This is a genomic window from Butyricimonas synergistica DSM 23225, assembly GCF_000379665.1.
Lineage (GTDB): Bacteria > Bacteroidota > Bacteroidia > Bacteroidales > Marinifilaceae > Butyricimonas > Butyricimonas synergistica.
Window position 1 is genome coordinate 13,374 of the sequence record NZ_KB903361.1, and the last position, 24,664, is coordinate 38,037.

Consider the following 24,664-nt stretch of genomic DNA (forward strand, 5'->3'; position numbering starts at 1 on the left):
CCAGAAAACGTAAATTGGGAGTATGACAGATTTAACCACATCAAAACATTTCAGAGAAGAGGAGTATTATGAATTACTGCAACAAGCTGTAGCAGTAATCGAGTCTTCACGCTTACAGATAGCAAAACAAATAAACACAATTACCATATCATCATATTGGGTGATTGGCAAATTGTTAGAGGAGCGTAAACTTGATAGCAAGTATGGCGATAGCGTTGTCAAACAATTATCTGTAGATTTGAAATCAAAATTCCCGACAATGGGACTATCGACAAGAAATCTTTGGAACATGAAACGTTTCTATCTTCAATATTATCAGTGCGATAAAAAAGTGCAACAAGCTGTTGCACTTTTGCCGTGGGGTCATAATTTGCTTCTAATGAATTATGATTTATCAGAAGAATATGTCGTGTTCTATGCCAATGAAGTGTTTTCCAAAGGGTGGTCACGCGATATGTTACGCCATGCGTTGAAATCAAACTATCATCTTGCAATACAGACTGACGAGAAATCAAATAATTTCAGCACGACATTACCTGCCAAACAAGCGGAATATGCCAATGAGGTATTTCGAAACAATTATAATTTAGGATTTATCGATGCGGTCGAGCCTTTAAAAGAGTTGGCATTGGAACGCCGACTTATCAAGAAGATTACAACCTTTATTATGGAATTAGGTAACGGATTCAGTTTCATCGGCAATCAACATATATTGGAATACAATAATAAGGAATACCGTGTGGATTTATTATTTTTTCATCGCCATCTTCGATCTATGGTAGCAATTGAATTAAAGATAGGAGAGTTTAAACCCGAGTATGTCGGCAAAATGAATTTCTATTTGTCATTATTGGATAAGTTAGAAAAAGCTCCTGATGAAAATCCTTCCATTGGCATTATCCTATGTGCAGAAAAAGACCATTTAGATGTCGAGTTAGCTTTGCAAGATATTCACAAACCAATAGGAGTTGCCGAATACCAATACCTAATACCAAAGAACAAATTGCAAGTACTAGTTACTGATGAGATTAAGAAATCAAGGAAAAAGAAATAATTCATTTTGATCCTTCAAAAGATATATCCTATCTTTGTCCGGACAACGTGGATATAAAATGAAGCATCCAAAACAACATACCCCTTCAATGCCATTCAGCCGGAATATTGATTTGTTTGAATCCTTATTCAACACGTACTATTCCGGATTGGTAGCTTATGCCGCCTATCTCACGGGCGATACTACCGCAGCCGAGGACATCGTGTGTGATGTGTTTACCCACATGTGGGAAAAACAAGAGATGCTACGCATGGAAGGCATCAAAGCGTACTTGTTCACGTCCGTGCGCAACCGATCCCTCAATTATCTGGCACAATTGAAAGTACGCAATAACTACCAGGAAAACATTTTCCAAAACGGGGATATTACCGGAATGCTCACGTGGGAATATTACGTGGAAGCCGAATTGCGGGAACACATAGAAAAAGCCATTCGCAAACTTGCTCCCCAATGCCAGAAAATTTTTATCATGAACCGTTTTGACAATAAAAATGTGGCAGAGATTGCCGAAGAATTACAACTTTCTCCACGAACGGTAGAAAAACATATCGAAATCGCCCTCCGTAAACTCCGGGTTGAACTGGCAGATTACCTGACCATAGCGTGTCTGGCTTGGTTATTGCAGATGTAATACATTGAACATCTCCTTGTACGAATTAAAAGTCCAATCAATCTGTTCCTGATTCTTGTCTTTTCCTTAAATTTTCTCTAAAAGACACGAACTTCAATTTTGGGTGACACGAAAAATGTACGCCACCTCATAAAATCCAGATCTTCACTTTGCCGGGTTCCTATCTGCAAAGACAAAGCAGTTCCCCCTACAAGAATATAAGGCTTTATACACTCAAGCCTTGAAACCGATTCAAAAATTTCTCCAGTACGAGGGGCTAATCCTTTCATTGTATCAATTTATTAAAGTGACGAGTTTCCATTGATTTAAGATAGACATCAGGTTTCTTTACCTTAAAATAATACCACGCTAAAAAACGGTTTAAAGTATAAAGATAATCTCCTTGCGGTACAAGACTCTCCAACCAAACTTTCTTTATCCTAGCGAAAGGATAAACTTGAAATAATTGTTTAATATCGTCCAGATCAAGATGCAGCAAAGTCTTTTCGATTAAAATATTATCCGGAATATTTTTAATCGAGTCCTCATTGAATGACCAAAAACAATGTTCGTGTTTCAATTTTTCCAACAAATCCTGCTTTATTGCATCTGCTACTGCCATATCAATAATTATTATAGATATACAAATTTAGCCAGATTCCGATTCAGAAACAAATTCTTCAAAAGAAATTTACCCTCCATCACGTGCACTTCTACTATTTTACGCTGTTGTATCGTGGTTACAGTAATGGCGGCTGCGATAAATTCCGTTTAATCTGTTCCAACCCGGGACGTGAAAGCGGAGAATCCTTGAAACGGGTTTCAAAAGTAGCTTCATCCAATTCCAGCCAATCCTCCCGGTTCATACGCATCAACCACTCGTTAGGCTGAAATTCGCCGACATGATGCAGAACCGCTTTCCCATTCCACGGGCACGCTTCCTGACAGGCGTCACACCCGAAAAAGCGTTGTCCCATCTTTTCCTTTACCGCCAACGGAATTTCACCTTTCTGCTCGATGGTATTATACGAGATACAAAGATTGGCATTCACCTCGTGAGGGGATAAAGCCCCCGTGGGACAAGCCTCCACGCAACGACGGCACGTCCCGCAAAAATCACGTTCCTCCGGCTGGGAATAGCTAGAAAATTCCAGGTCTGATATAATTACCCCGATAAAACAATACGATCCCAAGCGGGGATTGACAAGCAAGGTATTGCGTCCGATCCATCCCAATCCGGCACGGCGAGCCCACTCGTGCTCGAATACCGGGGCGGAATCCACGAAACATCTGCCCCGAACGTCCCGCCCGGACATCTCCTTCAAAAAAGCCAACAACCGGAACAATCGCTCTTTCAATACAATATGATAATCTTTCCCGTAGGCGTAACGGGCAACAACAGGTACACTCTTCTCCTGTTGCCGAGGAGTATAATAATTCGTCAATGTCACGATCACGGAACGGGCTCCTTCAACAAGTAAAGCGGGGTTCTCCCGCTTCTCCACATTTCTTGCCATGTACCCCATCCCCGCGTGGAACCCTTTTTCTATCCAACGAAGCAGCGCCTCTTTCTCCCCGGTCAACACATCGACCGGAGCCACCCCGCAAGCATCGAATCCCAATCGCCGGGCGGCAACGGAGAGGTTTATAAGGTTCATATCCCGAACCCGAGCTCCAACTTCGCCACCTCGCTCATTCTTTCCGGAGTCCAGGCGGGCTCGAAAGTCAAGTTCACTGTAGCCTCGTCAATCCCGTCAATCGTCAATACCACGTCGTGCACCTCCTGCACGATCTGGTCGGCAATCGGGCATCCCGGAGCCGTGAGGGTCATCGTGATGATCACCTCATTCTGTTTCGGGAACTCGATACCGTAAACGAGTCCCAACTCCCATATATTCACCGGAACCTCCGGATCGTACACGGTCGACAACTTCTCGATCACCAAATCTTCCATTAAACTTTTTCCCATATCACATCATTTTCCCTCGTAAGCCAAGGCATAATACTTGATTTGTTTCACCATAGACAGCAACCCGTTCGACCGCGTGGGCGACAAATGTTGCGTCAACCCGATGGTATCGATAAAATCCAGATTCGCGTTCACGATGTCGTGAGGCGCCTGGCCGGAAAACACCCGAATCAACAATCCGGCAATTCCTTTCGTGATAATCGCGTCACTGTCAGCCTCGAAATACAACTTCCCATCTTTCAGTTCGGCATGGAACCACACCCGTGACTGGCAACCTTTAATCAGGTTATCTTCCGTCTTGTGCGCCTCGTCCATAGCCTCCAAGCCATTACCGATTTCGATCAGGTAAGCATATTTATCCATCCAATCGTCATACATGGAAAACTCCTCCACGATTTGATCTTGAATTTCTTTTATAGTCATTTCTCCTACATTTTGAAAATCTGTTCAATCTTCTTCAACCCGGCACAGAAGACATCTATCTCTTCCCGGGTATTATACATGGCAAGCGACGCACGAGCCATCGCGTTCACCCCGAAATGTTGCATCACCGGTTCGGCACAAAGCTGTCCCGTGCGGATCGCAATTCCCATCTTATCCAGTAACGTCCCCAAGTCAAAAGGATGGATGCCCTCGATCCCGAAAGAAATCACGGAAGACTTTTCCGCTGCATCCCCGTACAGGATGATACCGGGTATCGCACGAATCTGCTCCATCGCATACCCCAACAACTCGTGCTCGTAACGCGCAATCTCCTCCCGACCGATCCGATTCACGTATTCCAACGCCTCGCCCAAACCGATCACACCGATAAAATCAGGAGTCCCCGCCTCGAATTTAAAAGGCAACTCGTTATAAGTCGTCTTCTCGAAACGAACCTCCTTAATCATCTCGCCCCCGCCTTGCCACGGCGGCATCTGCTCCAACAAGCTCTTCTTCCCATATAACACGCCTACCCCCGTGGGTCCGTAAATCTTATGACCGGAAAAAGCGAAAAAGTCGCAGTCCAACGCCTGCATATCCACCGGTATATGTTGTATCGCCTGCGCCCCGTCAACCAGCACATACGCACCGAAAACGTGGGCGGCATCAATAATTTGTTTCACGGGATTGACCGTTCCCAACACGTTCGACACGTAAGCCACGCCGACCAGCTTCACCCGCTCATTCATCAACTTGCCGAATGCCTCCATATCCAACTCTCCCTTGTCGTTGAAAGGCACAACCTTCAACACGGCTTTCTTGCGTTCGCACAACATCTGCCACGGCACGATATTCGCGTGGTGCTCCATTTCCGTCACGACAATCTCGTCCCCCTCATGAATGAAAGCCTCTCCGAAAGAATGCGCCACCAAATTGATGCTCTCCGTCGTTCCCCGGGTAAAGATAATCTCCTCCGCGGATGCCGCTCCGATAAATTTTCTCACGATCTCCCGAGCCTCCTCGTTCGCGTCCGTGCATTTATTACTCAAATAATGCACCCCGCGATGCACGTTAGAATTATAACGCAAGTAATACTCCGTCATTTTATCGACCACGGTCAGCGGACGCTGGGTGGTTGCCCCGTTATCCAGGTAAACTAACGGCTTTCCGTATATCTTTTCCTCGAGTATCGGAAAATCCTTCCTGATTTGACTTACATCGAACATAATTTATTTCTTACAGTGCATCACGCAATTGTGGCACTTCGTTAATTCTCCTCTTAAACGTTTATCCACCAAATCATCGATCTCCGCACGAAGGGGTTCCAACTTCACCCGTCCGACAATCTCGTGGGCAAACCCGAACATCATCATCAACCGGGCTTCCGCCTCCCCGATACCCCGCGTACGCAAGTAGAACATGGCTTCCTCGTCAATCTGTCCCACGGTTGCCCCATGGCTGCACTTCACGTCGTCGGCGTCGATCACCAGCTGCGGCTTCGTGTTCACCTGTGCCGTATCCGTCAACAACAAATTGTTGTTTGCCTGGTAAGCCTCCGTCTTCTGGGCATCCGGTCGAACAACAATCCGCCCCGCAAAATTCGCCAATGCGGCATCATCCAATACCCCTTTGAAATGCTGGTTACTCGTGCAACGCGGTGCTATATGGTCGATAAAAGTAAAATTATCCACCTGTTGCTTCTTGTCCGACAAATACATACCGTACAAATTACATTCGCATCCTTCCTCGGTCAAGGCGGCAAACAAATTGTTGCGTATAAACCCGCCGTAGAGCGAGATCACGTTCGCATCGTAACGCGAATCCCGTTTCTGTGAAACGAACACGCTGTTGATCTGCGATGCCTCTATATGTTGGTTCTGCACGTGATAATATTCGAACGCGGAATTCTCCCCGACCACGATTTCCGTCGCATTATTCGACAGGAACGCATCGTCCGACAACGTATGGTCGCACACCAGGATCGTCGCCTTGGCATTACGTCCCAAGATCACCATGTTCCGCTGGAAAGACATCAGGTCAGCATTTGCCCGCATCAGGTTCACCACCTGCAACGGACGTTCCATCACCACGTTATCGGGGACATACACGAACACCCCGTCCTGCGCGAAAGCCGTGTTCAGAGCCACCAGCCCATCCGTATCCGCCGGGTGCGTATATTGATTATAATGTTGCTCGAAAATCTCCTTGTACTTCACGCTCGCCTCTGCCAAGCTGCAAATAATCACCCCTTCCGGCATCTCGGGTACGACATTCTCACGCACGAACCACCCGTTGATCGTCAACAACAGATCGGTTTCCAAGTTCGGGACATGACATTTAAACAATTCGTTCAAATCTACCCCTTGCTTGATATGCTTCAACACCACCTTGTAATCCCGATCGAAAACGGGCAACGTGTCCGCGTACAGGTAATCTTCCGTCTTGTACGGGACACCACCCAACGCCATGAAACGCCCGAATGCCTCCTCCCGGCAGCGGTTCATCACGTCGCCGCAATCCTCCCGCAACAACTGTTGTCCCTCCCGGAAAAGAGTGGCGAAATCGTTATTTATTTTCTCTAATCTCTCCATTGTCTATTACTTAGCGGAATTCACTTCCTCTTTTATCCAATCATAACCGTGCTTCTCCAACTCTGCCACCAACTCCTTGCCGGCGGTCTTCACGATACGACCGTCATACAGCACGTGCACCACGTCAGGCACGATATAATCGAGCAACCGCTGGTAGTGCGTGATTACGATCGTGGAATTGTCCGGGCGTTTCAACTTGTTCACCCCGCTTGCCACGATACGCAAAGCATCGATGTCCAAACCGGAATCCGTTTCGTCGAGGATAGCCAACTTCGGCTCCAACACCGCCATCTGGAATATCTCGTTTTTCTTCTTCTCGCCACCGGAAAACCCCTCGTTCAACGACCGGTTCAACAAGCGGCTGTCAATACTCACGAGTTCCATTTTCTCGCGAATCATCTTCAAAAACTCGCTTGCCGGGTAAGGGGGAAGCCCCCTGTACTTACGTTGCTCGTTCACGGCTGTCTTCAGGAAATTGACCGTGCTTACCCCGGGAATCTCTACCGGATACTGGAAACTCAGGAATATCCCTTCCCGAGCCCGATCTTCCGCAGGCAATTCCAACAAGTTCTTACCCTCAAACCAAACTTCACCTTCCGTGACTTCGAAACATTCCCGTCCCGTCAACACGGCTGAAAGTGTACTTTTTCCGGCACCGTTCGGTCCCATGATCGCATGAATCTCGCCTGCATTCACCTCCAAATCGATTCCCTTCAAAATCTCTTTCCCGTCTATCGAGGCGTGCAAATTCTTTATCTTTAGTAAACCCTTCATAATTCATTTTAGATTTAGTGATTCTGTGATTTAGTGATTATTAACCCACGCTTCCCGCCAGGCTGATCTGCAACAGCTTCTGCGCTTCGACGGCAAACTCCATCGGCATTTTATTGATAACATCCCCGGCGTATCCTTTAATGATCAAACCGATAGCATCCTCCGTGGATATACCCCGCTGGTTACAATAAAATATCTGGTCTTCACCAATTTTGGAAGTCGTAGCCTCGTGTTCCACCTGTGCCGTGGGATTAGCCACTTCGAGGTAAGGGAACGTGTGCGCCCCGCATTTATCGCCAAGCAGCAACGAATCACACTGCGAGAAATTGCGTGCCCCCTGGCAGCTTTTCACGACTTTCACTTTCCCCCGGTAAGAATTGGAACTGAATCCTGCCGAAATACCTTTCGACACGATACGGCTACGGGTATTATTCCCGATATGGATCATCTTGGTTCCCGTGTCCGCCTGCTGGTAATTGTTCGTCACCGCCACGGAATAGAACTCGCTCACGGAACCGTCGCCCTTCAATATCGTGCTCGGGTATTTCCACGTGATTGCCGAACCGGTTTCCACCTGTGCCCAAATCAGCTTGGCGTTCTCGCCCTTGCAGATACCCCGCTTCGTCACGAAATTATAAATACCGCCCTTCCCGTTCTTGTCCCCGGGATACCAGTTCTGTACCGTACTGTACTTCACCTCGGCGTTCTTCTCGATTACGATCTCCACGATGGCAGCGTGCAACTGGTTTTCGTCCCGCTGCGGAGCCGTACAACCTTCCAGGTAACTCACGTAACTCTCTTCCTCCGCCACGATCAGCGTGCGCTCGAACTGTCCGGTATTTGCCGCGTTGATACGGAAATAAGTCGACAACTCCATCGGGCAACGTACACCTTTCGGGATATACACGAACGACCCGTCACTGAACACCGCCGAATTCAACGCCGCAAAGAAATTATCGGAATAAGGCACCACCGACCCGAGGTAACGTTTTATCAGATCGGGATGAGTCTTCACCGCCTCCGAGAAGGAACAGAAAATAACCCCCCGTTCCGCCAAAGTTTCCTTGAAAGTAGTCTTTACCGACACACTATCCATAACGGCGTCAACCGCCACCCCGGACAGTACTTTTTGCTCGTCCAGAGGAATCCCCAGCTTATCGAAAGTCGCTTTCAACTCGGGGTCGACCTCATCCCATGACTTCTTCGCTTCCTGTTTCGGGGCTGCATAATACACTATATCCTGGTAATTAATCGGCGGAATCTCCAATTTCGCCCACGTGGGCATCTTCATGGTCAACCAATGCCGATATGCTTTCAACCGAAATTCCAGCAACCACTCGGGTTCTTCCTTCTTTTGTGAAATCAACCGGATAACGGATTCGTTCAATCCCTTCCCGATCATCTCGGTTTCCACGTCAGAAACAAAGCCGTATTTATACTCACCCTCGGTTACTTCATTCAATATATCGTCTTGTTCTTTAGCCATAACTTATTAATTGAAAATTGAAAATCGAAAATTGAAAATGACAGGGAAATATCGCCTGGCAAGACCCAATTATTCAATTTGTGCAAAAGTACAAAAAAATATCACCCGCCCAACGCTCTATCGGGTAGATAATATTTATTACGTGATAAATAGAGATTATGATTCAACCTTTTGTGTCATTCGGCAATTTAGTGTACTTTTGTTCTTCAAATTTGAACAAGACGATATATGAGTGAAAACAAACCATTGACGAAACTGTCCACGTTAGGGGAATTCGGTCTGATCCGCCACCTGACACAAGATATAAAACTAAAAAACGCCTCTACCGTGAAAGGGGTCGGCGACGATGCCGCCGTACTGGCTTACAAGGATAAAAAAGTACTCGTCAGCACGGATATGCTGATCGAGGGCGTGCATTTCGACCTCTCGTACGCCCCCTTGAAACACCTGGGCTACAAGGCTGTGGCGACCAACGTCAGTGATATCTGCGCCATGAACGGCACGGCGAAACAGATCACGGTGTCGATAGCCATATCCAACCGCTTCTCGCTGGAAGCCATGGAAGAATTGTACGAGGGCATCTATCTTGCCTGCGAACAATACGGCGTTGACCTCGTGGGCGGCGACACGACTTCCTCCAAAACCGGAATGTGCATCAGCATCACAGTCATCGGCGAGGCAAACGAAGACGAGATCACGTACCGCAACACGGCGAAAGAAAACAACCTCATCTGCGTCAGCGGGGACTTGGGAGCCGCCTACATGGGACTGCAATTGCTGGAAAGAGAAAAAATAGTATTCCAAGAAAATCAAAACTCTCAACCGGACTTCTCCGGCTACGAGTACATCCTGGAACGCCAGTTGAAACCGGAAGCCCGCGTGGACATCGTCCGCCTGCTGAAAGAAAAAGGCATTCGCCCCACGGCTATGATGGACGTTTCCGACGGACTCTCGTCCGAGGTTCTGCACATCTGTCACGACTCCGGTCTAGGGTGTAAAATCTACGAGGAAAAAATCCCTATCGACTACCAAACGTACAAAATGGCAGAGGAACTAAACATGAACGCCACCGTCTGCGCTCTCTCCGGCGGCGAGGATTACGAATTGCTGTTTACCGCACCACTGGAAGACTTCGAGCAACTATCCGCCATGGAAGGCATCAGCGTCATCGGGCACACTTGTGCCAAAAGCGAGGGATACAACCTGATTACCAAAGACGGCAATTCCTTCGAGTTGAAAGCCCAAGGCTGGGTAAACTTCAATCCCGATAACCAACAATAATCCTTCCGTCATGAGCAAATTGAACAATATACTGGACGAATCTTTACTCCACAGCGCCAGCGGTGATCGGAAAGCTCTCCGTCTGTTGTTGAAAAAGGTCATCCCCGACAGATTCCAGTATTACCACGAGAGCCGGGCGATCACCCGCCAAGAGGAATACGCCGATATGTTATACAAAATCCTTCTGCTCGAACTGGACGAGGAAGAAGAGGAAAGTATCGAACTGGCAGAACTGGCATACCTGGGCTTCAGCGAGAGAATCGCGTGCGACCCGGAAAACCTCTATGACCGCGTGAAAAAACGCATCATATTGATGCACTATTTTGCAGATTATTTCACGGACAGCCTGATCGAGGTGTTTTTGAAGAAATACAGGGAGAACAATTTGTTGGAAGCCCGGAAACTTGCACTGGAATCCCTCGAACGGATGCAGTTGTTTGACATCTTCTTCATGGAACAAAACTTCGGCAATCGTATCGACCGGGACGAGCAACTCGCCGACGTCAGCAACGGCATCGAACTCGCCCCCAACCTATCCGACCAAGAACTGGAAGAAGCCCAACTCATGCACCGTGTGCTGTACGCCTACCTAAAAGCGAAATACAGGGAATAACTCCCATTATCGTCATGGAAGAACAAGAGCACGTTATCTTTATCAAAAATATGGTTTGCAACCGTTGTATTCTCGTTGTAACAGAGATGCTCAAGGACTTACACCTGACACCTCTCAAGGTCGAGCTAGGCATGGCTATCGTGCAGGAACAATTGCAACCCGCTGACCGGGAAACGATCAAAGCGGCTCTCGAGAAATACGGCTTCGAACTGATAGATGATAAACGAATGCGCATGATCGAACAAATCCGGACGGCGATCATCGAGCTGGTACACTACGAGGACAATACCTCCAAGTTGAAATTATCCGAGTACCTGAAAGAGAAATGCCATTACGATTACAGCTTCCTGAGCAAACTTTTCTCCGAGGTCAACGGAATCAGCATAGAGAAATATTATATCGCCCAAAAAGTGGAACGGATCAAGGAATTGCTGGTCTACGACGAACTCTCCATCAGCGAGATAGCCGACTTGTTGCAATATTCCAGCGTGGCACACCTGAGCACGCAGTTCCACAACGTGACGGGAATGTCGCCGAGCCAGTTCAAACGCCTCAAGGAACACGGGCGAGAACCGCTGGACAAAGTGTAAGATGTAAATCATATCCATAATTCTGTAACGATTCGCGGCACGATACGTTTTATCTTTGTATGCAAAGAATAAAAGATAAAGCGTATGAAAGTCAAAAAAATATTTCCGGTGCAGGGAATGAGTTGTGCATCCTGCGCCGCCAGAGTGGATAAAGTATTGAACGCCCAGCCCGGCGTGTACGAGGCGAATATCAATTACGCAACAGCCAGTGCACAAGTCGTGTACGACACGGACAAATGCTCCGGATCGTCCTTGAAAGCAGCAGTGCAGAACGCAGGATACGATTTACTGATCGACACGAACCGCAGCACGGACGACAAGATAGAACAGGCTCGCGCGAAAAAATACCGGCAACTGAAAATCCGGACATGGGGAGCCGTAATACTGTCACTGCCGATCATGATCATCAGCATGGCACACATTGCCCTCCCTTACATGGACTACCTCTTGTGGGCTCTTTCCACTCTCGTGGTAGTCGGTTTCGGGCGGGAATTTTATACCAACGCGTGGCGGCAATTAAAGCACGGGACGTCGAACATGGATACGCTGGTAGCCATCAGCACGGGTATCGCTTACCTGTTCAGCGTGTTCAACTTGCTGTTCCCGGATTTCTGGTTGTCGAGAGGCGTGACTCCCCACCTCTATTTCGAGGCGGCAAGTGTCATCATCGCCTTTATCCTGCTGGGACGATTGCTGGAAGAACGGGCAAAACGCAACACGTCGACAGCCATCAAAAAGCTGGTCGGGTTACAACCGAAGACAGTCACGGTCATCACGGAATCCGGCGAACGGACAGTACCTATCGAGGAAGCCCGTGTAGGTGATATTATAGCCGTAAAACCGGGCGAGCGGGTAGCCGTGGACGGCACCGTAACTGATGGGGAATCTTACGTGGACGAAAGTATGCTAAGCGGAGAACCTATCCCCGCACGCAAGCGGGCGGGAGAGAAAGTCTACGCCGGAACGATCAACCAAAAAGGCTCCTTTCGCTTCACCACAGACAAAACAGGCTCGGACACGATGCTGGCTCAAATTATCCGTATGGTACAAGACGCGCAGGGAAGTAAAGCCCCCGTGCAGAAACTGGTGGACAAGATCGCGGGAATTTTCGTTCCCGTCATCATAGGCATATCCGTTTTGTCATTTATAGCCTGGTGGCTGTTTGCCCCGGCGGACGGGTTTACCCACGGGTTACTGGCAATGGTCACCGTGCTTATCATCGCCTGTCCCTGTGCCCTCGGGTTAGCGACCCCAACTGCCCTCATCGTCGGCATCGGCAAAGGAGCGGAACACGGCATTCTGATAAAAGACGCCACCAGCCTCGAAATTGCGCGCAAGATAGACACGGTAGTGCTCGACAAGACGGGAACCATCACCGAGGGACATCCCGTGGTCGTGGACACCCGGTGGAGCGAAGGGTTCGGGAATGCACGGGAAATTCTGTATAGCCTCGAACGGCTGTCAGAACACCCGCTGGCGGAAGCCGTGGTAAACGAACTGAAAAACGAAAGCACCGTCACGGTCTCCGGATTCGAGAACATCCCGGGCAAAGGGATAAAAGGTACGGTAGGTGATGAAACTTATTACGCCGGGACGGCTGCTTTGCTTGCAGGCAACGGCATCAGCATCGACACGAGCTTGCTACAAGAAGCCGATAAATGGTCGCGAGAAGCTAGAACTGTCATCTGGTTCGGCAACTCGACAAAAGCCATCGCCGTGATCGCCATAACCGACAAGATAAAAGAAACCTCCCCACAAGCGGTCGCCCTATTGCGGAAAATGGGAATAACCGTTCATATGCTGACGGGAGATAACGCGGACACAGCCCGGGAGATTGCCCGAAAAGCAAACATCGAGCATTACAAATCGGGCGTCCTTCCACAGGATAAAGCTACTTTCATAAAACAGCTGCAACAGGAAGGTCGGAAAGTCGCCATGGTCGGGGACGGCATAAATGACAGCGCCGCGTTGGCACAAGCCGACCTGAGTATCGCCATGGGCAAAGGAAGTGACATCGCCATGGATACCGCCATGATTACGATTCTCGCTTCCGACTTGATGAAAATCCCGGAAACTATCCGCCTCTCCCAGCTCACAGTGAAAACCATCCGGCAGAACTTGTTCTGGGCATTCATTTATAACCTGATCGGCGTACCTATCGCGGCAGGCATACTATACCCGATCAATGGCTTTCTGCTCAACCCAATGATCGCAGGTGCTGCCATGGCATTCAGCAGCGTGAGCGTCGTCAGCAACAGCCTGCGCCTGAAACGTAAAAAGATAGGCTCCGTTTCCCGCAGCAACATCCCCTCAACCCACACGGAAGAGAGTCCCGACAAGACAAATATCGTATCAAAAGAAGTTGAACTAATAAATAAAGAAGAAATGAAAAAGACATTCAAAGTAGACGGAATGATGTGTAACCATTGTCGTACACACGTGGAAAACGCACTGAACAGTATTGACGGGGTAAAAGCAGTCGTAACACTGGATCCCCCGGCTGCCACGATCGAATTCACAAAAGGCGAATTGCCATTGAGCGAATTACAGCAAGTCGTGACCGATAAAGCAGGAGATTACAAACTGCACGAGTAAATAATTTGATAAAGACTAAAATAAAAGAGCCGTGCAACTAGAATGCACGGCTTTTTTAATCTTAGCGATTGGCATTAAAATCTTCTTTCTCTCGGTGCTCTATAACCTCTATTATCGCCTCCCTCTTCTCTCGGTCTTGCTTTTTTAACAACAATTTTCCTTCCTTGAAAATCAGTTTCATTTAAAGCATTGATTGCGTTGAAACCTTCTGTTTCATCTTCCATTTCAACAAAACCAAAACATTTAGAATTACCAGTTTCTTTGTCCATGATTACTTTGGCTGAAGAAACAGAACCGTGCTCTGCGAAAAGAGCTTGCAAGTCTTCACTCGTGGTGGTGGAACTTAGCTTTGCAACAAAAATATTCACAATAAAAATAATTAAAATTAATAATACATGTAGAAGAGTACGTAGAGATATATCTTTGGTTTCAACGATAAACAACTATTTAACTTCTACCGCAGCAAATATAACTAATTTATTAATAATCAAAAATTAATATCACTTTTTTTCATCATCCTATATAAATTTATCTACCCCTCCATACTCCCCCCGAAAATCACATAGCCTATCTCCCCCCCCTCATTATTTCCCCTATTTTTTTGTGTACATTCCTATTTTTTCTTCACAATCGCTTGTAATTTCAAAAAATTCCCCTACTTTTGCACCCGTTAAAACATAACGCTGGTGCCATAGCTCAGTTGGTAGAGCAAAGGACTGAAAATCCTTGTGTCCCCGGTTCGATTCCTGGTGGCACCACTGAAAGAAAAAGAGTTACAAAAGTAACTCTTTTTTCTTTTTGCCTCATTTTGTATGATTCTCAATGGTTTTGTCGGATCAACTGGAACACCCATCCAACATTTGTCGCGTACATTTCAACAACAACTCCTCATAAAAAAGAGCAATCGAAAAAACTATGGCTCACAAATTGTTTCACTCACAGATTTTTCGATTGACCTTCGTTTAAACCATGTTTAAACCGGAAACAAACCCGGGATTCCTACTTTACCCCCAAGAGGTAATCTCTCTCACTAATAGGGGATGATCTGACGAATCTTTCACGTTCACGATAATTTTCATCTGTTCAAAAAAACGTTTTATCCTCTCGTCAATTCCGGCAACATAAATCATTTTTATCCCGCACTCCGCAAGCCATTGGACGAAATAATTCACATTCCAGTTTTTCACCTCTCTGTTTTTTATAGAAACAACCTTATCGTCTTCCGTCGTAATCGTCGATACTTTTATTGCTTTTTCCTCTATATTTCCACTAAGGTGGCAAAGTTGGTTATCTTCTAAAAACAATGCTGCTTTCATTCTTTTCTCTTAATAAATTGTATATGCTATATTTCATAAATTACACCGCTCTATACGGACAAAGGAGCAAAAAGGTTTATTCTTTACACGTTAATCTCACTTGGCATTTCCCGTAAAAAGTATACAATTACACGCGGAAATTATAGTTATTAATAATCCAGACACGAGCACAATCAAAGAAAAAGTACCTTTTACAGAGAATCGCACTCATCGGGTAAGTCGTATTCGTTCCTTTTTTACACGAGAACCTACTGAAGACCCACTGTAATCCTACCCAAGAAATACAGTAACCCTACACAACCTCCGTTCTTGCTCCGTTTCTCCTGTAAAGATCCTATAATCTTTCATATAGAAACATAGGAGCGAAACTGTTCATACAACGCCCACATAGTCTATTTTCCCAAGAACTTCCTCGGCTCTTCTTTGGGATTTCAGTAGTAAAAGGTCATATTCAGAACTTCCAAAATCTCTCTTTTGAGATTAAAAACCTATATTTGAAACCCGATAAGAAAAATGTTTCTTATTCGTTTCAACATCAAAGTATATATTTACGATTAAATGTTAGCATACACATACATAAGCAAAGGGAACTTCAGAATCCAAGAGAAGCCGATACCTCAAATAAAGGATTCACGAGATGCCATCGTGCGGGTCACGCTTGGAAGTATTTGTACCAGTGATCTACACATCAAACACGGAAGTGTACCCCGTGCCGTACCGGGCATTACCGTTGGGCACGAAATGGTGGGCGTTGTAGAACAAACGGGGAGTGACGTTACTACCGTGAAACCCGGGGACAGGGTGGTCGTGAACGTGGAAACTTTTTGTGGAGAGTGCTTTTTCTGCAAAAAGGGATTCGTGAACAACTGTTCCGATCCCAATGGCGGCTGGACTTTGGGGTGCCGCATTGACGGCGGACAGGCTGAACACGTGCGTGTCCCCTATGCAGACAGCGGACTCAACCGCATCCCCGATACGGTAAGCGACGAACAGGCTCTTTTCGTGGGCGATGTACTTGCCACCGGATTTTGGGCTACACGTATTTCGGAGATCACGGAAGACGATACCGTACTCATCATTGGAGCCGGACCCACCGGAATATGTACCCTGCTTTGCGTGATGCTGAAGAAACCGAAACGAATTATTGTCTGCGAAAAGTCCCCGGAAAGGATACTATTTGTCCGGGACCACTACCCCGATGTACTGGTGACAGAACCGGAAAAATGCAAAGAATTTGTGCTTCAACACAGTGACCATGGAGGGGCTGATGTGGTACTGGAAGTAGCCGGAAGCGATGACACCTTCCATATGGCATGGGAATGCGCCCGTCCCAACGCCATCGTAACCGTGGTCGCTCTTTACGACAAACCGCAATTCCTACCTTTACCCGATATGTACGGCAAAAACCTTACTTTCAAAACCGGGGGCGTGGATGGTTGCGATTGCGCCGAAATACTTCACTTGATAGAAGAAGGCAAAATTGATACCACCCCACTCATCACTCATCAATTCCCGTTAAACGAAATAGAAGAGGCGTATCGCATTTTCGAGAATAAACGAGATGGAGTGATAAAAGTAGCGATAACAGGGAAAGAAAGCTGAATTAAAAAGAGGATAGATTTTCACCTATCCTCATAACCATTCACAAGTAGTTTTCGAATGCCTGACGCACCTACCGACGACTTTGGTTTTCAAAAACAAGTCCTGCAAAAGTAGAACTTCAAATACGCCTATACAGTAGAATTCTCATCCCAAGGATGTAATTAACAAGTCGCGTACCACGCAACCGAGTTGGGGTTCATAGGGTACGCAAATAGGCGCAAGTCCAGTTAACGCTTTAAATCCGACATACTGAACAACTGGACATTTTTCCCTTCAGGGATTTTCAGTTGTCGACAAAACCTTTTAATTCTACATATATCAGCATCATTATAGTAACTAAATTGCCATTTCAAATATTTCGGATCGACCACATTCTCAAGAATAGCTTTAAAATAGGGTAAATCCACGTCGCTCAAAGAATGTCCAAGTACCGTTATCTCCCGCAATTCCCGCAATGACTTGAAAAATCCCAAATTCCGGTCTATAATCTCTCCGCATCGTTTCACGTTTTCTTTGTAATAACCCTCCAAACGTTCTTCTATCAAATCCACGGCATAATACCTAACAGGCAAGCGCCAATTACCTTTAGCTTCATTTTCCGAAAAGAAAGCCAAATAAACCAACTTGTCATTCGCAAAATACCTTCCGTTTTTTCCTTTCAAATTAGGACGATACCTTCTTCTGTTTCTGTTTTTATGAATCCACTCATCAAAAGCCACCTCATCATCCTCCACACGATGTCCCAGCACCAGCTTACCAAACCGTTGTCTTCGATCTCCATGTATATACACAATTTGCTCCCGTGGAATGTCATATTCAGTTTCAAGAAACAATGTATAATTGAAGTTCAAAAAAGCCGCATTCCCATCAAGTTGTAACATCTTCTTCCTAAATCCTTTCTCGTAATGCACGGTATTGATCCAGCGATGGAAATGATACTGCATCTCGACAGAACACGCCTTCACAATATCGCTCACCCGCTCTATAATCGCATAAAAATTCGCACAAGAGCCACCTTCTTCCGACTCCGATAGATCCTCATCCACGAAGTCAAATACCCGTTCCCGATTCAACCCGCCGAGGTATCTCTCGAAATCGCTCCACAAGCATTTACAAGCCCACGTATTCCTCGGCGCAAACAAAGCACGCCCGTATTGCAGGCAAAGCAAATAATCTTTTATAGACTGAAAATTATTCATCATTGACCTTGACCCGAAAAACAACTCAAACATCTTTAGCGCAAAGTCATCATGTCTGATTAAATACCCCCTGAAATCCCAATAAGTGGATTTCGCCCCGTGGTATCGATCAAATCCATTTCCTATCACGTAAAGATGCCTGACAGGTTCTCCGTTAATCAAGTTCTTAAGCATAAAGGCAAATATAAACGATAAGGTAAAGTTAGACAAAGTGACTGATAAATGCGAATACTCGTGCATGAAAAGATTTTTTGAATAAAGATTCCTTGTTGTCAGAAATTTATAGTATTTTTGATATTATGAAACCAACCAACATCACCCGGGAAGAAATGTGGGCAAGGCAATGCCTGGCGGCAGAGGATATTGATTATGCCGTGTGGGAGCGGGATAAGGCAGTGTTACACCAAATGGAGAGAATCAGCCGGAGTTGTTCGTTTGTGGTTGACGTATATAAAGGCAAATATGTTTTCGCTTCCTCGAATTTCGCGGATTTACTAGGGTATGACAGCCGTAAAATCAACACGCTGGAAAGACAGGGGGATTATTTGGAGTCCCGTTTCCACCCGGATGATTTCTCGCAACTGGAAAAATTGCAGATACAACTAAGCCGGTTTATATATAGTTTACCTCTCGAACAGCGGAATGATTATTGCAATATTTACAGTTTTCGGGTGCAGAATGCCAAAGGACAGTACGTACGGGTGGTCAGCAGGCAACAGGTGCTAGAACAGGAGCGCACGGGAAAAGCGTGGTTGGTCGTGGGGAATATGGATATCGCTGCCGACCAAAAAGAACACGGGCAGGTAGACTGCACGGTGCTTAATCTTAAAAACGGGGATATGTTCTCCCCGACTCTATTATCCTCACCGCAAATCAATTTGACCGAACGGGAAATAGAAATACTACACTTGATACAGGGTGGATTGCTAAGCAAGGAGATCGCTTGCAAACTCAGTATCAGCATCCACACGGTGAATATTCACCGTCAGAATCTTCTTCGCAAACTAGACGTGCAGAATTCGATTGAAGCGATCAATAAAGGAATAGATTTAGGGCTTTTAAAATAATTGCTCTAAAAAATACCCGAAAGGGTATCAATTTACTCTTCAAAATAAAAACGATACCCGAAAAGGTACTAAAAGAGAAAACATCAAAAAAATATTGTCACGTGGATTATTGAGATAGCTATAAATAACTATTTACCGCCTCCCCCTGTTGAATTAACTTTGTTCCTCTTTTCGTGCATTTTTATATAACTAAGGAGAGGTATATGATATTCAACAAGACAGAAGAACAGGAGAAAGAGTATTTACGGCAGATCATCGGTATCATCAACGATACGATAAACAACACGGACAAGTCGGTAAAAGAGCACGTGGATACTTTGAAGGAGTACAAGGATTACCTATGGTCGAACAAGGACATCGACCCTCACGAGATACGCTCCATGCGGGAGAGCATCCTGCGCCATTTTGCATCGGGCGAAGGGGTGATTCATAAACGAGAGCGGTTGGGGAAGATTCTGGATATTCCCTATTTCGGGCGGATAGATTTCAGGGAGAGGAAAGAGGGCAGCGCAACGATGCCTCTCTATATCGGGATACACACGTTCTACGATGCCGACCAAAAGATGAACCTGATCTATGACTGGCGGGCTCCTGTTTCGAGTATGTTTTACGATTACGAACTGGGAGAAGCAGCTTATTTTTCCCCGGCGGGAGAGATCTGCGGGGAGATTTCGCTCAAACGGCAATACCGCATTCGCAACGGGAAAATGGAATACATGATAGAGAGTTCCCTGACCGTTCACGACGACATCCTGCAAAAGGAGTTGAGTGCCAACGCCGACGACAAGATGAAAAACATCGTGACCACGATTCAGCGGGAACAGAACCGGATTATCCGTAACGAGGATGCCCCCGTGCTCATCATACAGGGAGTGGCAGGATCGGGCAAGACCTCCATCGCCCTGCATCGCATCGCTTACCTGCTCTACGCCCTGAAAGGGGATATTTCTTCCAAGGATATATTGATCGTTTCGCCCAACAAGGTCTTTGCCGATTATATTTCCAACGTGCTTCCGGAACTCGGCGAAGAAACCGTACCCGAAACCAGCATGGAACAGATTCTCTCGGGGATACTCGACCATAAATACCGCTACCGCAATTTCTTCGATCAAGTAACGGAATTACTCGGGAAACCCGCCCCGGACTTTATCGTGCGGATACAATACAAGGCGTCGTTCGAGTTCATCTCGCTGCTGGACAAATTTATCCTGTACATGGAGAACCACTATTTCAAGGCGACGGATGTAAAACTCACGCGGCTGATTACCATTCCAGCTGAATTTATCGAGGAACAGTTCCGGCGATTCAACCGCTATCCCATGCGCCAGCGATTTGAAACCATGACGGACTATATTTTAGACCGGATGAAAGTCAAATACGGTTTCACGGTAACCACGGCGGAGAGGAATCTACTGAAGAAGGAGATACAGAAAATGTTCACGGGCAACAATGACCTGCAAGTGTACAAAGACTTCTTCGGGTGGATCGGGAAGCCCGAGATGTTCAAGACGCGCAAGAACCATACGTTGGAATACGCCGATCTGGCACCTTTGGCGTACTTGCACATGGCATTGGACGGGAACGCAGCCTGCCACCGGGTAAAACACCTCCTGATCGACGAGATGCAGGATTATTCCCCGGTACAGTACAAGGTCATCCAAAAACTTTATCCCTGCCGAAAAACCATTCTCGGGGATGCCTGCCAATCGGTGAATCCTTACGGTTCGTCGACTGCCGACATGATCCGGAAAGCGTTCGTCACGGGCGAGGTGATGAAACTATGCAAAAGTTACCGTTCCACGTTCGAGATTACCGATTTCGCGCAAAAGATTCAGACCAACGACGAGCTGGAACCCGTCATGCGCCACGGAGAACACCCCGCCATTCTTCAATTCACCGACCCGGGAGAAGAAATTGCCGGCATCGCCGGTCTGCTATCGATATTCAAGGCATCGAACCACAAATCCCTCGGGATCATATGCAAAACCGAAGAACAGGCAAAGGAGATGACCGAAAAACTCAAGACATACACGGACGGCATTTATTTCCTTTCCAACCAAAGCTCCGCTTTTGCCAAAGGCATTATCGTCACATCAGCCCACATGGCAAAGGGGCTGGAATTCGATGAGGTAATCGTCCCCCGGACGGACGACAAAAACTACAACACCCCCATCGACAGGAGTATGCTCTACGTCGCCGCCACCCGGGCAATGCACCGGCTGACACTCACTTGCCACGGGAAAGCGAGCCGTTTTATTCCCCCGACCAGTCTTTGCACACGTCAATCCACCCCGTGCACCCGGAGCAATCTTCCAGTTCTTTGATCGACAATTCGACGGCACTGTTACTCGTTCCCGCTGCCGGATAAACCACATCAAAGCGCTTGAGGGATACATCCAGAAACACCTTCGTCCCCGGGGGAATCACGAACGGGCACACGCCTCCGGGAGCGTGTCCCACGTATTGTTCCACCAGTTCTCCCGGAATCATTTTCGCCTTCTGGTGAAAATGTGCCTTATATTTTTTATTATCGATCTTGGCGTCCCCGGCAGTAACGATCAGTATGGCTTCCTCGCCCAGCAGGAACGACATCGTTTTGGCTATCCGTTCCGGCTCACAACCGACCGCGACAGCCGCTTCCTCGACGGTAGCACTCGATTGATCCAGCACCATCACCCGCTGTCCCAAACCGAGGGTATCGAAGTATTGTTTTACTTTTTCCAATGACATAAGCGAACCTCTCTTCTTTATTTTACCTGGCAAATATAGGCAATCAGACAATTATAAACTACCTTTGCCGGGAACAAAATTGCTGAACGCATGGAAGCACAATTCATTACCCTGACCCGGGAGAACATCAACAAAGAACATATCTGTTGCGCTTTTTCCGACAAGAAATGCAAGGACAGCTACGCGCTGAAAAAGGAATGGCTGAAAAAGGAATTTGACAACGGGTACGTCTTCCGCCGACTTGACGAACGGGCAAAGGTCTTCATTGAATACGGTCCCGCGGAAAAAGCATGGCTCCCGGTGGAGGCTCCCGGCTATCTGATGATCAACTGCCTTTGGGTTGCCGGGCAATACAAGGGCAAAGGATACGCCAAAGCCTTGCTGCAAAGCGCCATCAACGATGCCATAGCACAAGGCAAAGACGGTTTGGCGACCGTGGTCGGCACGAAGAAATTCCCGTTCATGGGCGACACCAAATGGTTCCTCCTGCAAGGATTCGAAGCCGTGGAGAAACTCCCTTCCGGATTTAGCCTTCTCGTGAAAAAGATCACCCCCAAAGCGGCAACCCCCAAATTCAACGCCAGCGTGCTAAGCGGCGAATGTCCGGACAAAGAGGGACTGGTCGTCTACTACTCCAATCGTTGTCCTTTCACGGAATACCATATCCGGGAATCACTGGTCGAAACGGCTCGGAACAGAAACATCCCGCTGAAAATCATCAAGCTGGAAACCATGGAGCAAGCCCAAAATGCCCCGACTCCCGCCACGATATTCAGCCTGTTCTACAACGGCAAATTCATCACGACGGACATCAGCGCCTGCATGGATAGCAGGTTTGACAAATTATCGCTACATTTGTAGCGCGAACATTGAACAAAAGAACATTCATCGACTTATGAAACTCTGCATATAGCTACGCTCCACGAATAGCACTTACCAAACAAAGCTATTCAGCCGTAACGGATCATCCCGAGCCGGCAGAGAGTTTTATATTCAATTATTTACATCAACGAATGACCCTATATCATTCGTGCTATTCTCATTGAGCGATGAATTATACTTACAAACAAATCTGGCTCATCAACTATCCCGTGATGATGAGCATATTAATGGAACAATTAATCAATATCACCGATGCCGTTTTTCTCGGGCACGTCGGCGAAGTGGAACTAGGGGCATCCGCCCTCGCGGGAGTCTATTACATGGCGATCTATATCCTGGGGTTCGGCTTCAGTCTCGGGCTGCAAGTCATGATCGCACGCCGCAACGGGGAGCAACAATATAAAAAGACAGGCAGGACATTCTTTCAAGGCTTGTTCTTCCTCGATGGACTGGCAGTAACCCTCATCTTCATCTCCGCCCTCGTGTCCCCAACTCTCTTGAAATACTTTATCCGTTCGCCCCAAATCTACCGAGCTGTAGTGGATTACCTCGACTGGCGGTGCTTCGGGCTACTCTTCTCGTTTCCATTTTTGGCATTCCGTTCCTTTTACGTCGGAATCACCAAAACCACGGTTCTGACATTGGCGGCAATAATCGCCGTCCTCATCAACATCCCTTGCAACTACCTGCTCATTTTCACGTTCGACCTCGGCATATCGGGAGCGGCAATGGCGTCCTCCTTCGCGGAGGCAGGTTCTTTGCTCATCGTGGTCATTTACACGCTTTGCAAAACGGACAAGGTAAAATACGGGCTGCAAGCCGTCTACGACCGAAAACTATTGAAAGCCATACTCCATCTCTCGAAGTGGAGCATGATGCACTCCTTCGTCAGCGTGGCACCGTGGTTTCTGTTTTTTATCGCCATCGAACGCCTCGGGGAAGTCCAACTGGCGGTATCCAACATCACCAGAAGCGTTTCCACGATCTTTTTCGTGATCGTCAATTCGCTGGGAGCCACGACGGCATCTCTCGTGAGTAACTTGATCGGCGAGGGCAAGAGCGACCAACTTTTCCCGCTTTGCCGCAAGATACTAAAGCTGGGGTACGCCATCGGCTTGCCACTGATTGCGCTTGCCATACTGCTCAACCGGCAAATCATAGGCTGCTACACGGATAACCCGCTATTGGTCGGAATTGCCTTCACCCCGTTCATCGTCATGCTGCTAAACTACATCTTCGCGGTACCCGGCTACGTGTATATCAGTGCTTTATCCGGCACGGGCGACACCCAAACGGCTTTCATCTTCCAGGTGACCACCATCGCCGTCTACCTGATTTATCTCTACCTGCTCTGTTATTGTTTCACCGCCCCGTTAGCGGTGTACTTGATGGCAGAGTACGTGTTTGTTGCCATGCAGGGCATTCAATCGTACCTGTATTTAAAAAAGAGTCTATAAAGTCCATAAGGTCTGTAAAGCCTGTAAGACTTTACAGACCTCACCTATCCATGTACAGCCCGAAGCGATTCCCCTCGCTATCCGTGCACACGGCAAAATGTCCCTTGTAATCCGATTCTATCCTTGTTTTCGGGATGACCACTTCTCCCCCTTTTTTCCGCGCCCTCCGGATGCTTTCCTCGATACTTTTGCAACGGAAATGCACGAGCACCCCGCCCGCGGAAGGATTGAAATCAGGAACCGAGGCAATTGCCCCCATCGTTTGCCCGTCTTCGACAAAACACGCCATTTTCTCGTGCTCATATTCAAAGATAGTAAGTTCCAGATCGAGTACACTCTCGTAGAAATCGATAGCCCGCTGGAAATCGACAGCAGGAATCTCAAAAAACGCAATTAAATTTTTCATATAGCTTTCTTTATTGGTT

Annotated in this window: 24 protein-coding genes, 1 tRNA gene and 1 pseudogene; 12 read left to right on the top strand and 14 right to left on the bottom strand. The window is 47.1% G+C overall.

Annotation, left to right across the window (positions count from 1 at the left end; all coding sequences use genetic code 11):
* Positions 1-22: 22 nt before the first annotated feature.
* Positions 23-1,054 carry a PDDEXK nuclease domain-containing protein gene (locus A3CY_RS0112060; RefSeq protein WP_018338182.1) on the top strand — a complete coding sequence of 344 codons (1,032 nt, stop codon included), beginning with the start codon at positions 23-25 and terminating at the stop codon, positions 1,052-1,054.
* A gap of 58 nt (positions 1,055-1,112) precedes the next feature.
* The gene (locus A3CY_RS0112065) at positions 1,113-1,685 is read left to right on the top strand and encodes an RNA polymerase sigma-70 factor (protein ID WP_155828314.1); all 573 of its coding nucleotides are present in this window, start codon (positions 1,113-1,115) and stop codon (positions 1,683-1,685) included.
* Between the two features lie 116 nt (positions 1,686-1,801).
* On the opposite strand, the pseudogene A3CY_RS0112070 reads toward A3CY_RS0112065, so the two are convergent.
* The 9 genes and pseudogenes from A3CY_RS0112070 to sufB form a co-directional block, all read right to left on the bottom strand.
* A pseudogene (locus A3CY_RS0112070) lies at positions 1,802-1,954 on the bottom strand (nucleotidyl transferase AbiEii/AbiGii toxin family protein); the annotation flags it as partial.
* Complete coding sequence (locus tag A3CY_RS0112075) at positions 1,951-2,286, bottom strand: hypothetical protein (protein WP_018338185.1); 336 nt, start codon at positions 2,284-2,286, stop codon at positions 1,951-1,953. The gene A3CY_RS0112075 and the pseudogene A3CY_RS0112070, both read right to left, overlap by 4 nt.
* Before the next feature lie 118 nt (positions 2,287-2,404).
* Positions 2,405-3,322, bottom strand: a complete 918-nt coding sequence (gene queG / locus A3CY_RS0112080; RefSeq protein ID WP_018338186.1) for a tRNA epoxyqueuosine(34) reductase QueG — start codon at positions 3,320-3,322, stop codon at positions 2,405-2,407.
* A complete protein-coding gene (locus A3CY_RS0112085; RefSeq protein ID WP_018338187.1) occupies positions 3,319-3,633 on the bottom strand; it encodes a metal-sulfur cluster assembly factor in 315 nt (104 codons plus the stop codon). The genes queG and A3CY_RS0112085 overlap by 4 nt, the downstream gene beginning before the upstream one ends.
* Positions 3,634-3,639: 6 nt before the next feature.
* A complete protein-coding gene (locus A3CY_RS0112090) occupies positions 3,640-4,056 on the bottom strand; it encodes a SufE family protein (protein WP_018338188.1) in 417 nt (138 codons plus the stop codon).
* Positions 4,057-4,061: 5 nt separating this feature from the next.
* Entirely contained in the window at positions 4,062-5,282 is a 1,221-nt protein-coding gene (locus A3CY_RS0112095) for a cysteine desulfurase (RefSeq protein ID WP_018338189.1), read from the bottom strand.
* A gap of 3 nt (positions 5,283-5,285) precedes the next feature.
* Positions 5,286-6,647 (bottom strand): Fe-S cluster assembly protein SufD, encoded by a 1,362-nt coding sequence (gene sufD, locus A3CY_RS0112100; protein WP_018338190.1) that lies wholly within the window; start codon positions 6,645-6,647, stop codon positions 5,286-5,288.
* A 6-nt stretch (positions 6,648-6,653) separates the two neighbouring features.
* Positions 6,654-7,421 (bottom strand): Fe-S cluster assembly ATPase SufC, encoded by a 768-nt coding sequence (gene sufC / locus A3CY_RS0112105; protein ID WP_018338191.1) that lies wholly within the window; start codon positions 7,419-7,421, stop codon positions 6,654-6,656.
* Between the two features lie 40 nt (positions 7,422-7,461).
* Entirely contained in the window at positions 7,462-8,907 is a 1,446-nt protein-coding gene (gene sufB, locus A3CY_RS0112110) for a Fe-S cluster assembly protein SufB (protein ID WP_018338192.1), read from the bottom strand.
* A 228-nt stretch (positions 8,908-9,135) separates the two neighbouring features.
* On the opposite strand from sufB, the gene thiL reads away from it, so the two are divergent.
* The 4 genes from thiL (at position 9,136) to A3CY_RS0112135 (ending at position 13,986) form a co-directional block, all read left to right on the top strand.
* Positions 9,136-10,188: a thiamine-phosphate kinase gene (gene thiL, locus A3CY_RS0112120; protein ID WP_018338194.1), complete on the top strand. Its 1,053-nt coding sequence runs from the start codon at positions 9,136-9,138 to the stop codon at positions 10,186-10,188.
* A 10-nt stretch (positions 10,189-10,198) separates the two neighbouring features.
* Complete coding sequence (locus tag A3CY_RS0112125) at positions 10,199-10,801, top strand: hypothetical protein (RefSeq protein ID WP_018338195.1); 603 nt, start codon at positions 10,199-10,201, stop codon at positions 10,799-10,801.
* A 14-nt stretch (positions 10,802-10,815) separates the two neighbouring features.
* Positions 10,816-11,391, top strand: a complete 576-nt coding sequence (locus A3CY_RS0112130; RefSeq protein ID WP_018338196.1) for a helix-turn-helix transcriptional regulator — start codon at positions 10,816-10,818, stop codon at positions 11,389-11,391.
* Positions 11,392-11,475: 84 nt separating this feature from the next.
* A complete protein-coding gene (locus A3CY_RS0112135; protein ID WP_018338197.1) occupies positions 11,476-13,986 on the top strand; it encodes a heavy metal translocating P-type ATPase in 2,511 nt (836 codons plus the stop codon).
* Positions 13,987-14,060: 74 nt separating this feature from the next.
* On the opposite strand, the gene A3CY_RS20965 is transcribed toward A3CY_RS0112135, so the two are convergent.
* The gene (locus A3CY_RS20965) at positions 14,061-14,354 is read right to left on the bottom strand and encodes an RNA recognition motif domain-containing protein (RefSeq protein WP_040371738.1); all 294 of its coding nucleotides are present in this window, start codon (positions 14,352-14,354) and stop codon (positions 14,061-14,063) included.
* A gap of 317 nt (positions 14,355-14,671) precedes the next feature.
* Between A3CY_RS20965 and A3CY_RS0112145 the strand changes: the two genes are divergently transcribed.
* A tRNA-Phe gene (locus A3CY_RS0112145) sits at positions 14,672-14,744 on the top strand.
* 246 nt (positions 14,745-14,990) lie between these two features.
* On the opposite strand, the gene A3CY_RS0112150 is transcribed toward A3CY_RS0112145, so the two are convergent.
* Positions 14,991-15,302, bottom strand: coding sequence for a hypothetical protein (locus A3CY_RS0112150; RefSeq protein ID WP_018338199.1), 312 nt, complete (start codon positions 15,300-15,302; stop codon positions 14,991-14,993).
* 558 nt (positions 15,303-15,860) lie between these two features.
* Between A3CY_RS0112150 and A3CY_RS0112155 the strand changes: the two genes are divergently transcribed.
* Positions 15,861-16,904 carry an alcohol dehydrogenase gene (locus tag A3CY_RS0112155; RefSeq protein WP_018338200.1) on the top strand — a complete coding sequence of 348 codons (1,044 nt, stop codon included), beginning with the start codon at positions 15,861-15,863 and terminating at the stop codon, positions 16,902-16,904.
* A 227-nt stretch (positions 16,905-17,131) separates the two neighbouring features.
* Here A3CY_RS0112155 and A3CY_RS0112160 read toward each other — a convergent pair whose 3' ends face one another.
* Positions 17,132-18,277, bottom strand: a complete 1,146-nt coding sequence (locus A3CY_RS0112160; RefSeq protein ID WP_240388156.1) for a bacteriophage abortive infection AbiH family protein — start codon at positions 18,275-18,277, stop codon at positions 17,132-17,134.
* Positions 18,278-18,402: 125 nt separating this feature from the next.
* Here A3CY_RS0112160 and A3CY_RS0112165 point away from each other — a divergent pair, with 125 nt between their 5' ends.
* Together A3CY_RS0112165 and A3CY_RS0112170 are read left to right on the top strand one after the other, a co-directional pair.
* Positions 18,403-19,170, top strand: a complete 768-nt coding sequence (locus tag A3CY_RS0112165; RefSeq protein ID WP_026207606.1) for a LuxR C-terminal-related transcriptional regulator — start codon at positions 18,403-18,405, stop codon at positions 19,168-19,170.
* 203 nt (positions 19,171-19,373) lie between these two features.
* On the top strand, positions 19,374-21,494 hold the full coding sequence (locus tag A3CY_RS0112170) for a HelD family protein (protein WP_018338203.1): 2,121 nt from the start codon (positions 19,374-19,376) through the stop codon (positions 21,492-21,494).
* Here A3CY_RS0112170 and A3CY_RS0112175 read toward each other — a convergent pair.
* Positions 21,424-21,933: a YbaK/EbsC family protein gene (locus A3CY_RS0112175; RefSeq protein WP_240388157.1), complete on the bottom strand. Its 510-nt coding sequence runs from the start codon at positions 21,931-21,933 to the stop codon at positions 21,424-21,426. The two genes, A3CY_RS0112170 and A3CY_RS0112175, sit on opposite strands and share 71 nt — an antisense overlap.
* A gap of 57 nt (positions 21,934-21,990) precedes the next feature.
* Between A3CY_RS0112175 and A3CY_RS0112180 the strand changes: the two genes are divergently transcribed.
* Both A3CY_RS0112180 and A3CY_RS0112185 read left to right on the top strand, forming a co-directional pair.
* Entirely contained in the window at positions 21,991-22,761 is a 771-nt protein-coding gene (locus A3CY_RS0112180) for a GNAT family N-acetyltransferase (protein ID WP_018338205.1), read from the top strand.
* A gap of 188 nt (positions 22,762-22,949) precedes the next feature.
* On the top strand, positions 22,950-24,239 hold the full coding sequence (locus A3CY_RS0112185; RefSeq protein ID WP_018338206.1) for an MATE family efflux transporter: 1,290 nt from the start codon (positions 22,950-22,952) through the stop codon (positions 24,237-24,239).
* A 40-nt stretch (positions 24,240-24,279) separates the two neighbouring features.
* On the opposite strand, the gene A3CY_RS0112190 is transcribed toward A3CY_RS0112185, so the two are convergent.
* On the bottom strand, positions 24,280-24,645 hold the full coding sequence (locus A3CY_RS0112190; protein WP_018338207.1) for a VOC family protein: 366 nt from the start codon (positions 24,643-24,645) through the stop codon (positions 24,280-24,282).
* Positions 24,646-24,664: the final 19 nt, after the last annotated feature.

Excerpts from the sequence above, each read along its gene's own strand:
- A3CY_RS0112125 (WP_018338195.1), top strand. The coding sequence starts at position 10,199 with ATGAGCAAATTGAACAATATACTGGACGAATCTTTACTCCACAGCGCC.
- A3CY_RS0112060 (WP_018338182.1), top strand. The coding sequence starts at position 23 with ATGACAGATTTAACCACATCAAAACATTTCAGAGAAGAGGAGTATTAT.
- A3CY_RS0112180 (WP_018338205.1), top strand. The coding sequence starts at position 21,991 with ATGGAAGCACAATTCATTACCCTGACCCGGGAGAACATCAACAAAGAA.
- A3CY_RS0112065 (WP_155828314.1), top strand. The coding sequence starts at position 1,113 with ATGAAGCATCCAAAACAACATACCCCTTCAATGCCATTCAGCCGGAAT.
- thiL (WP_018338194.1), top strand. The coding sequence starts at position 9,136 with ATGAGTGAAAACAAACCATTGACGAAACTGTCCACGTTAGGGGAATTC.
- A3CY_RS0112160 (WP_240388156.1), bottom strand. The coding sequence starts at position 18,277 with ATGCTTAAGAACTTGATTAACGGAGAACCTGTCAGGCATCTTTACGTG.
- sufD (WP_018338190.1), bottom strand. The coding sequence starts at position 6,647 with ATGGAGAGATTAGAGAAAATAAATAACGATTTCGCCACTCTTTTCCGG.
- queG (WP_018338186.1), bottom strand. The coding sequence starts at position 3,322 with ATGAACCTTATAAACCTCTCCGTTGCCGCCCGGCGATTGGGATTCGAT.
- sufC (WP_018338191.1), bottom strand. The coding sequence starts at position 7,421 with ATGAAGGGTTTACTAAAGATAAAGAATTTGCACGCCTCGATAGACGGG.
- A3CY_RS0112150 (WP_018338199.1), bottom strand. The coding sequence starts at position 15,302 with ATGAAAGCAGCATTGTTTTTAGAAGATAACCAACTTTGCCACCTTAGT.
- A3CY_RS0112095 (WP_018338189.1), bottom strand. The coding sequence starts at position 5,282 with ATGTTCGATGTAAGTCAAATCAGGAAGGATTTTCCGATACTCGAGGAA.
- A3CY_RS0112090 (WP_018338188.1), bottom strand. The coding sequence starts at position 4,056 with ATGACTATAAAAGAAATTCAAGATCAAATCGTGGAGGAGTTTTCCATG.
- A3CY_RS0112185 (WP_018338206.1), top strand. The coding sequence starts at position 22,950 with ATGAATTATACTTACAAACAAATCTGGCTCATCAACTATCCCGTGATG.
- sufB (WP_018338192.1), bottom strand. The coding sequence starts at position 8,907 with ATGGCTAAAGAACAAGACGATATATTGAATGAAGTAACCGAGGGTGAG.
- A3CY_RS0112165 (WP_026207606.1), top strand. The coding sequence starts at position 18,403 with ATGAAACCAACCAACATCACCCGGGAAGAAATGTGGGCAAGGCAATGC.
- A3CY_RS0112085 (WP_018338187.1), bottom strand. The coding sequence starts at position 3,633 with ATGGGAAAAAGTTTAATGGAAGATTTGGTGATCGAGAAGTTGTCGACC.
- A3CY_RS0112190 (WP_018338207.1), bottom strand. The coding sequence starts at position 24,645 with ATGAAAAATTTAATTGCGTTTTTTGAGATTCCTGCTGTCGATTTCCAG.
- A3CY_RS0112130 (WP_018338196.1), top strand. The coding sequence starts at position 10,816 with ATGGAAGAACAAGAGCACGTTATCTTTATCAAAAATATGGTTTGCAAC.
- A3CY_RS0112075 (WP_018338185.1), bottom strand. The coding sequence starts at position 2,286 with ATGGCAGTAGCAGATGCAATAAAGCAGGATTTGTTGGAAAAATTGAAA.
- A3CY_RS0112135 (WP_018338197.1), top strand. The coding sequence starts at position 11,476 with ATGAAAGTCAAAAAAATATTTCCGGTGCAGGGAATGAGTTGTGCATCC.
- A3CY_RS0112170 (WP_018338203.1), top strand. The coding sequence starts at position 19,374 with ATGATATTCAACAAGACAGAAGAACAGGAGAAAGAGTATTTACGGCAG.
- A3CY_RS0112155 (WP_018338200.1), top strand. The coding sequence starts at position 15,861 with ATGTTAGCATACACATACATAAGCAAAGGGAACTTCAGAATCCAAGAG.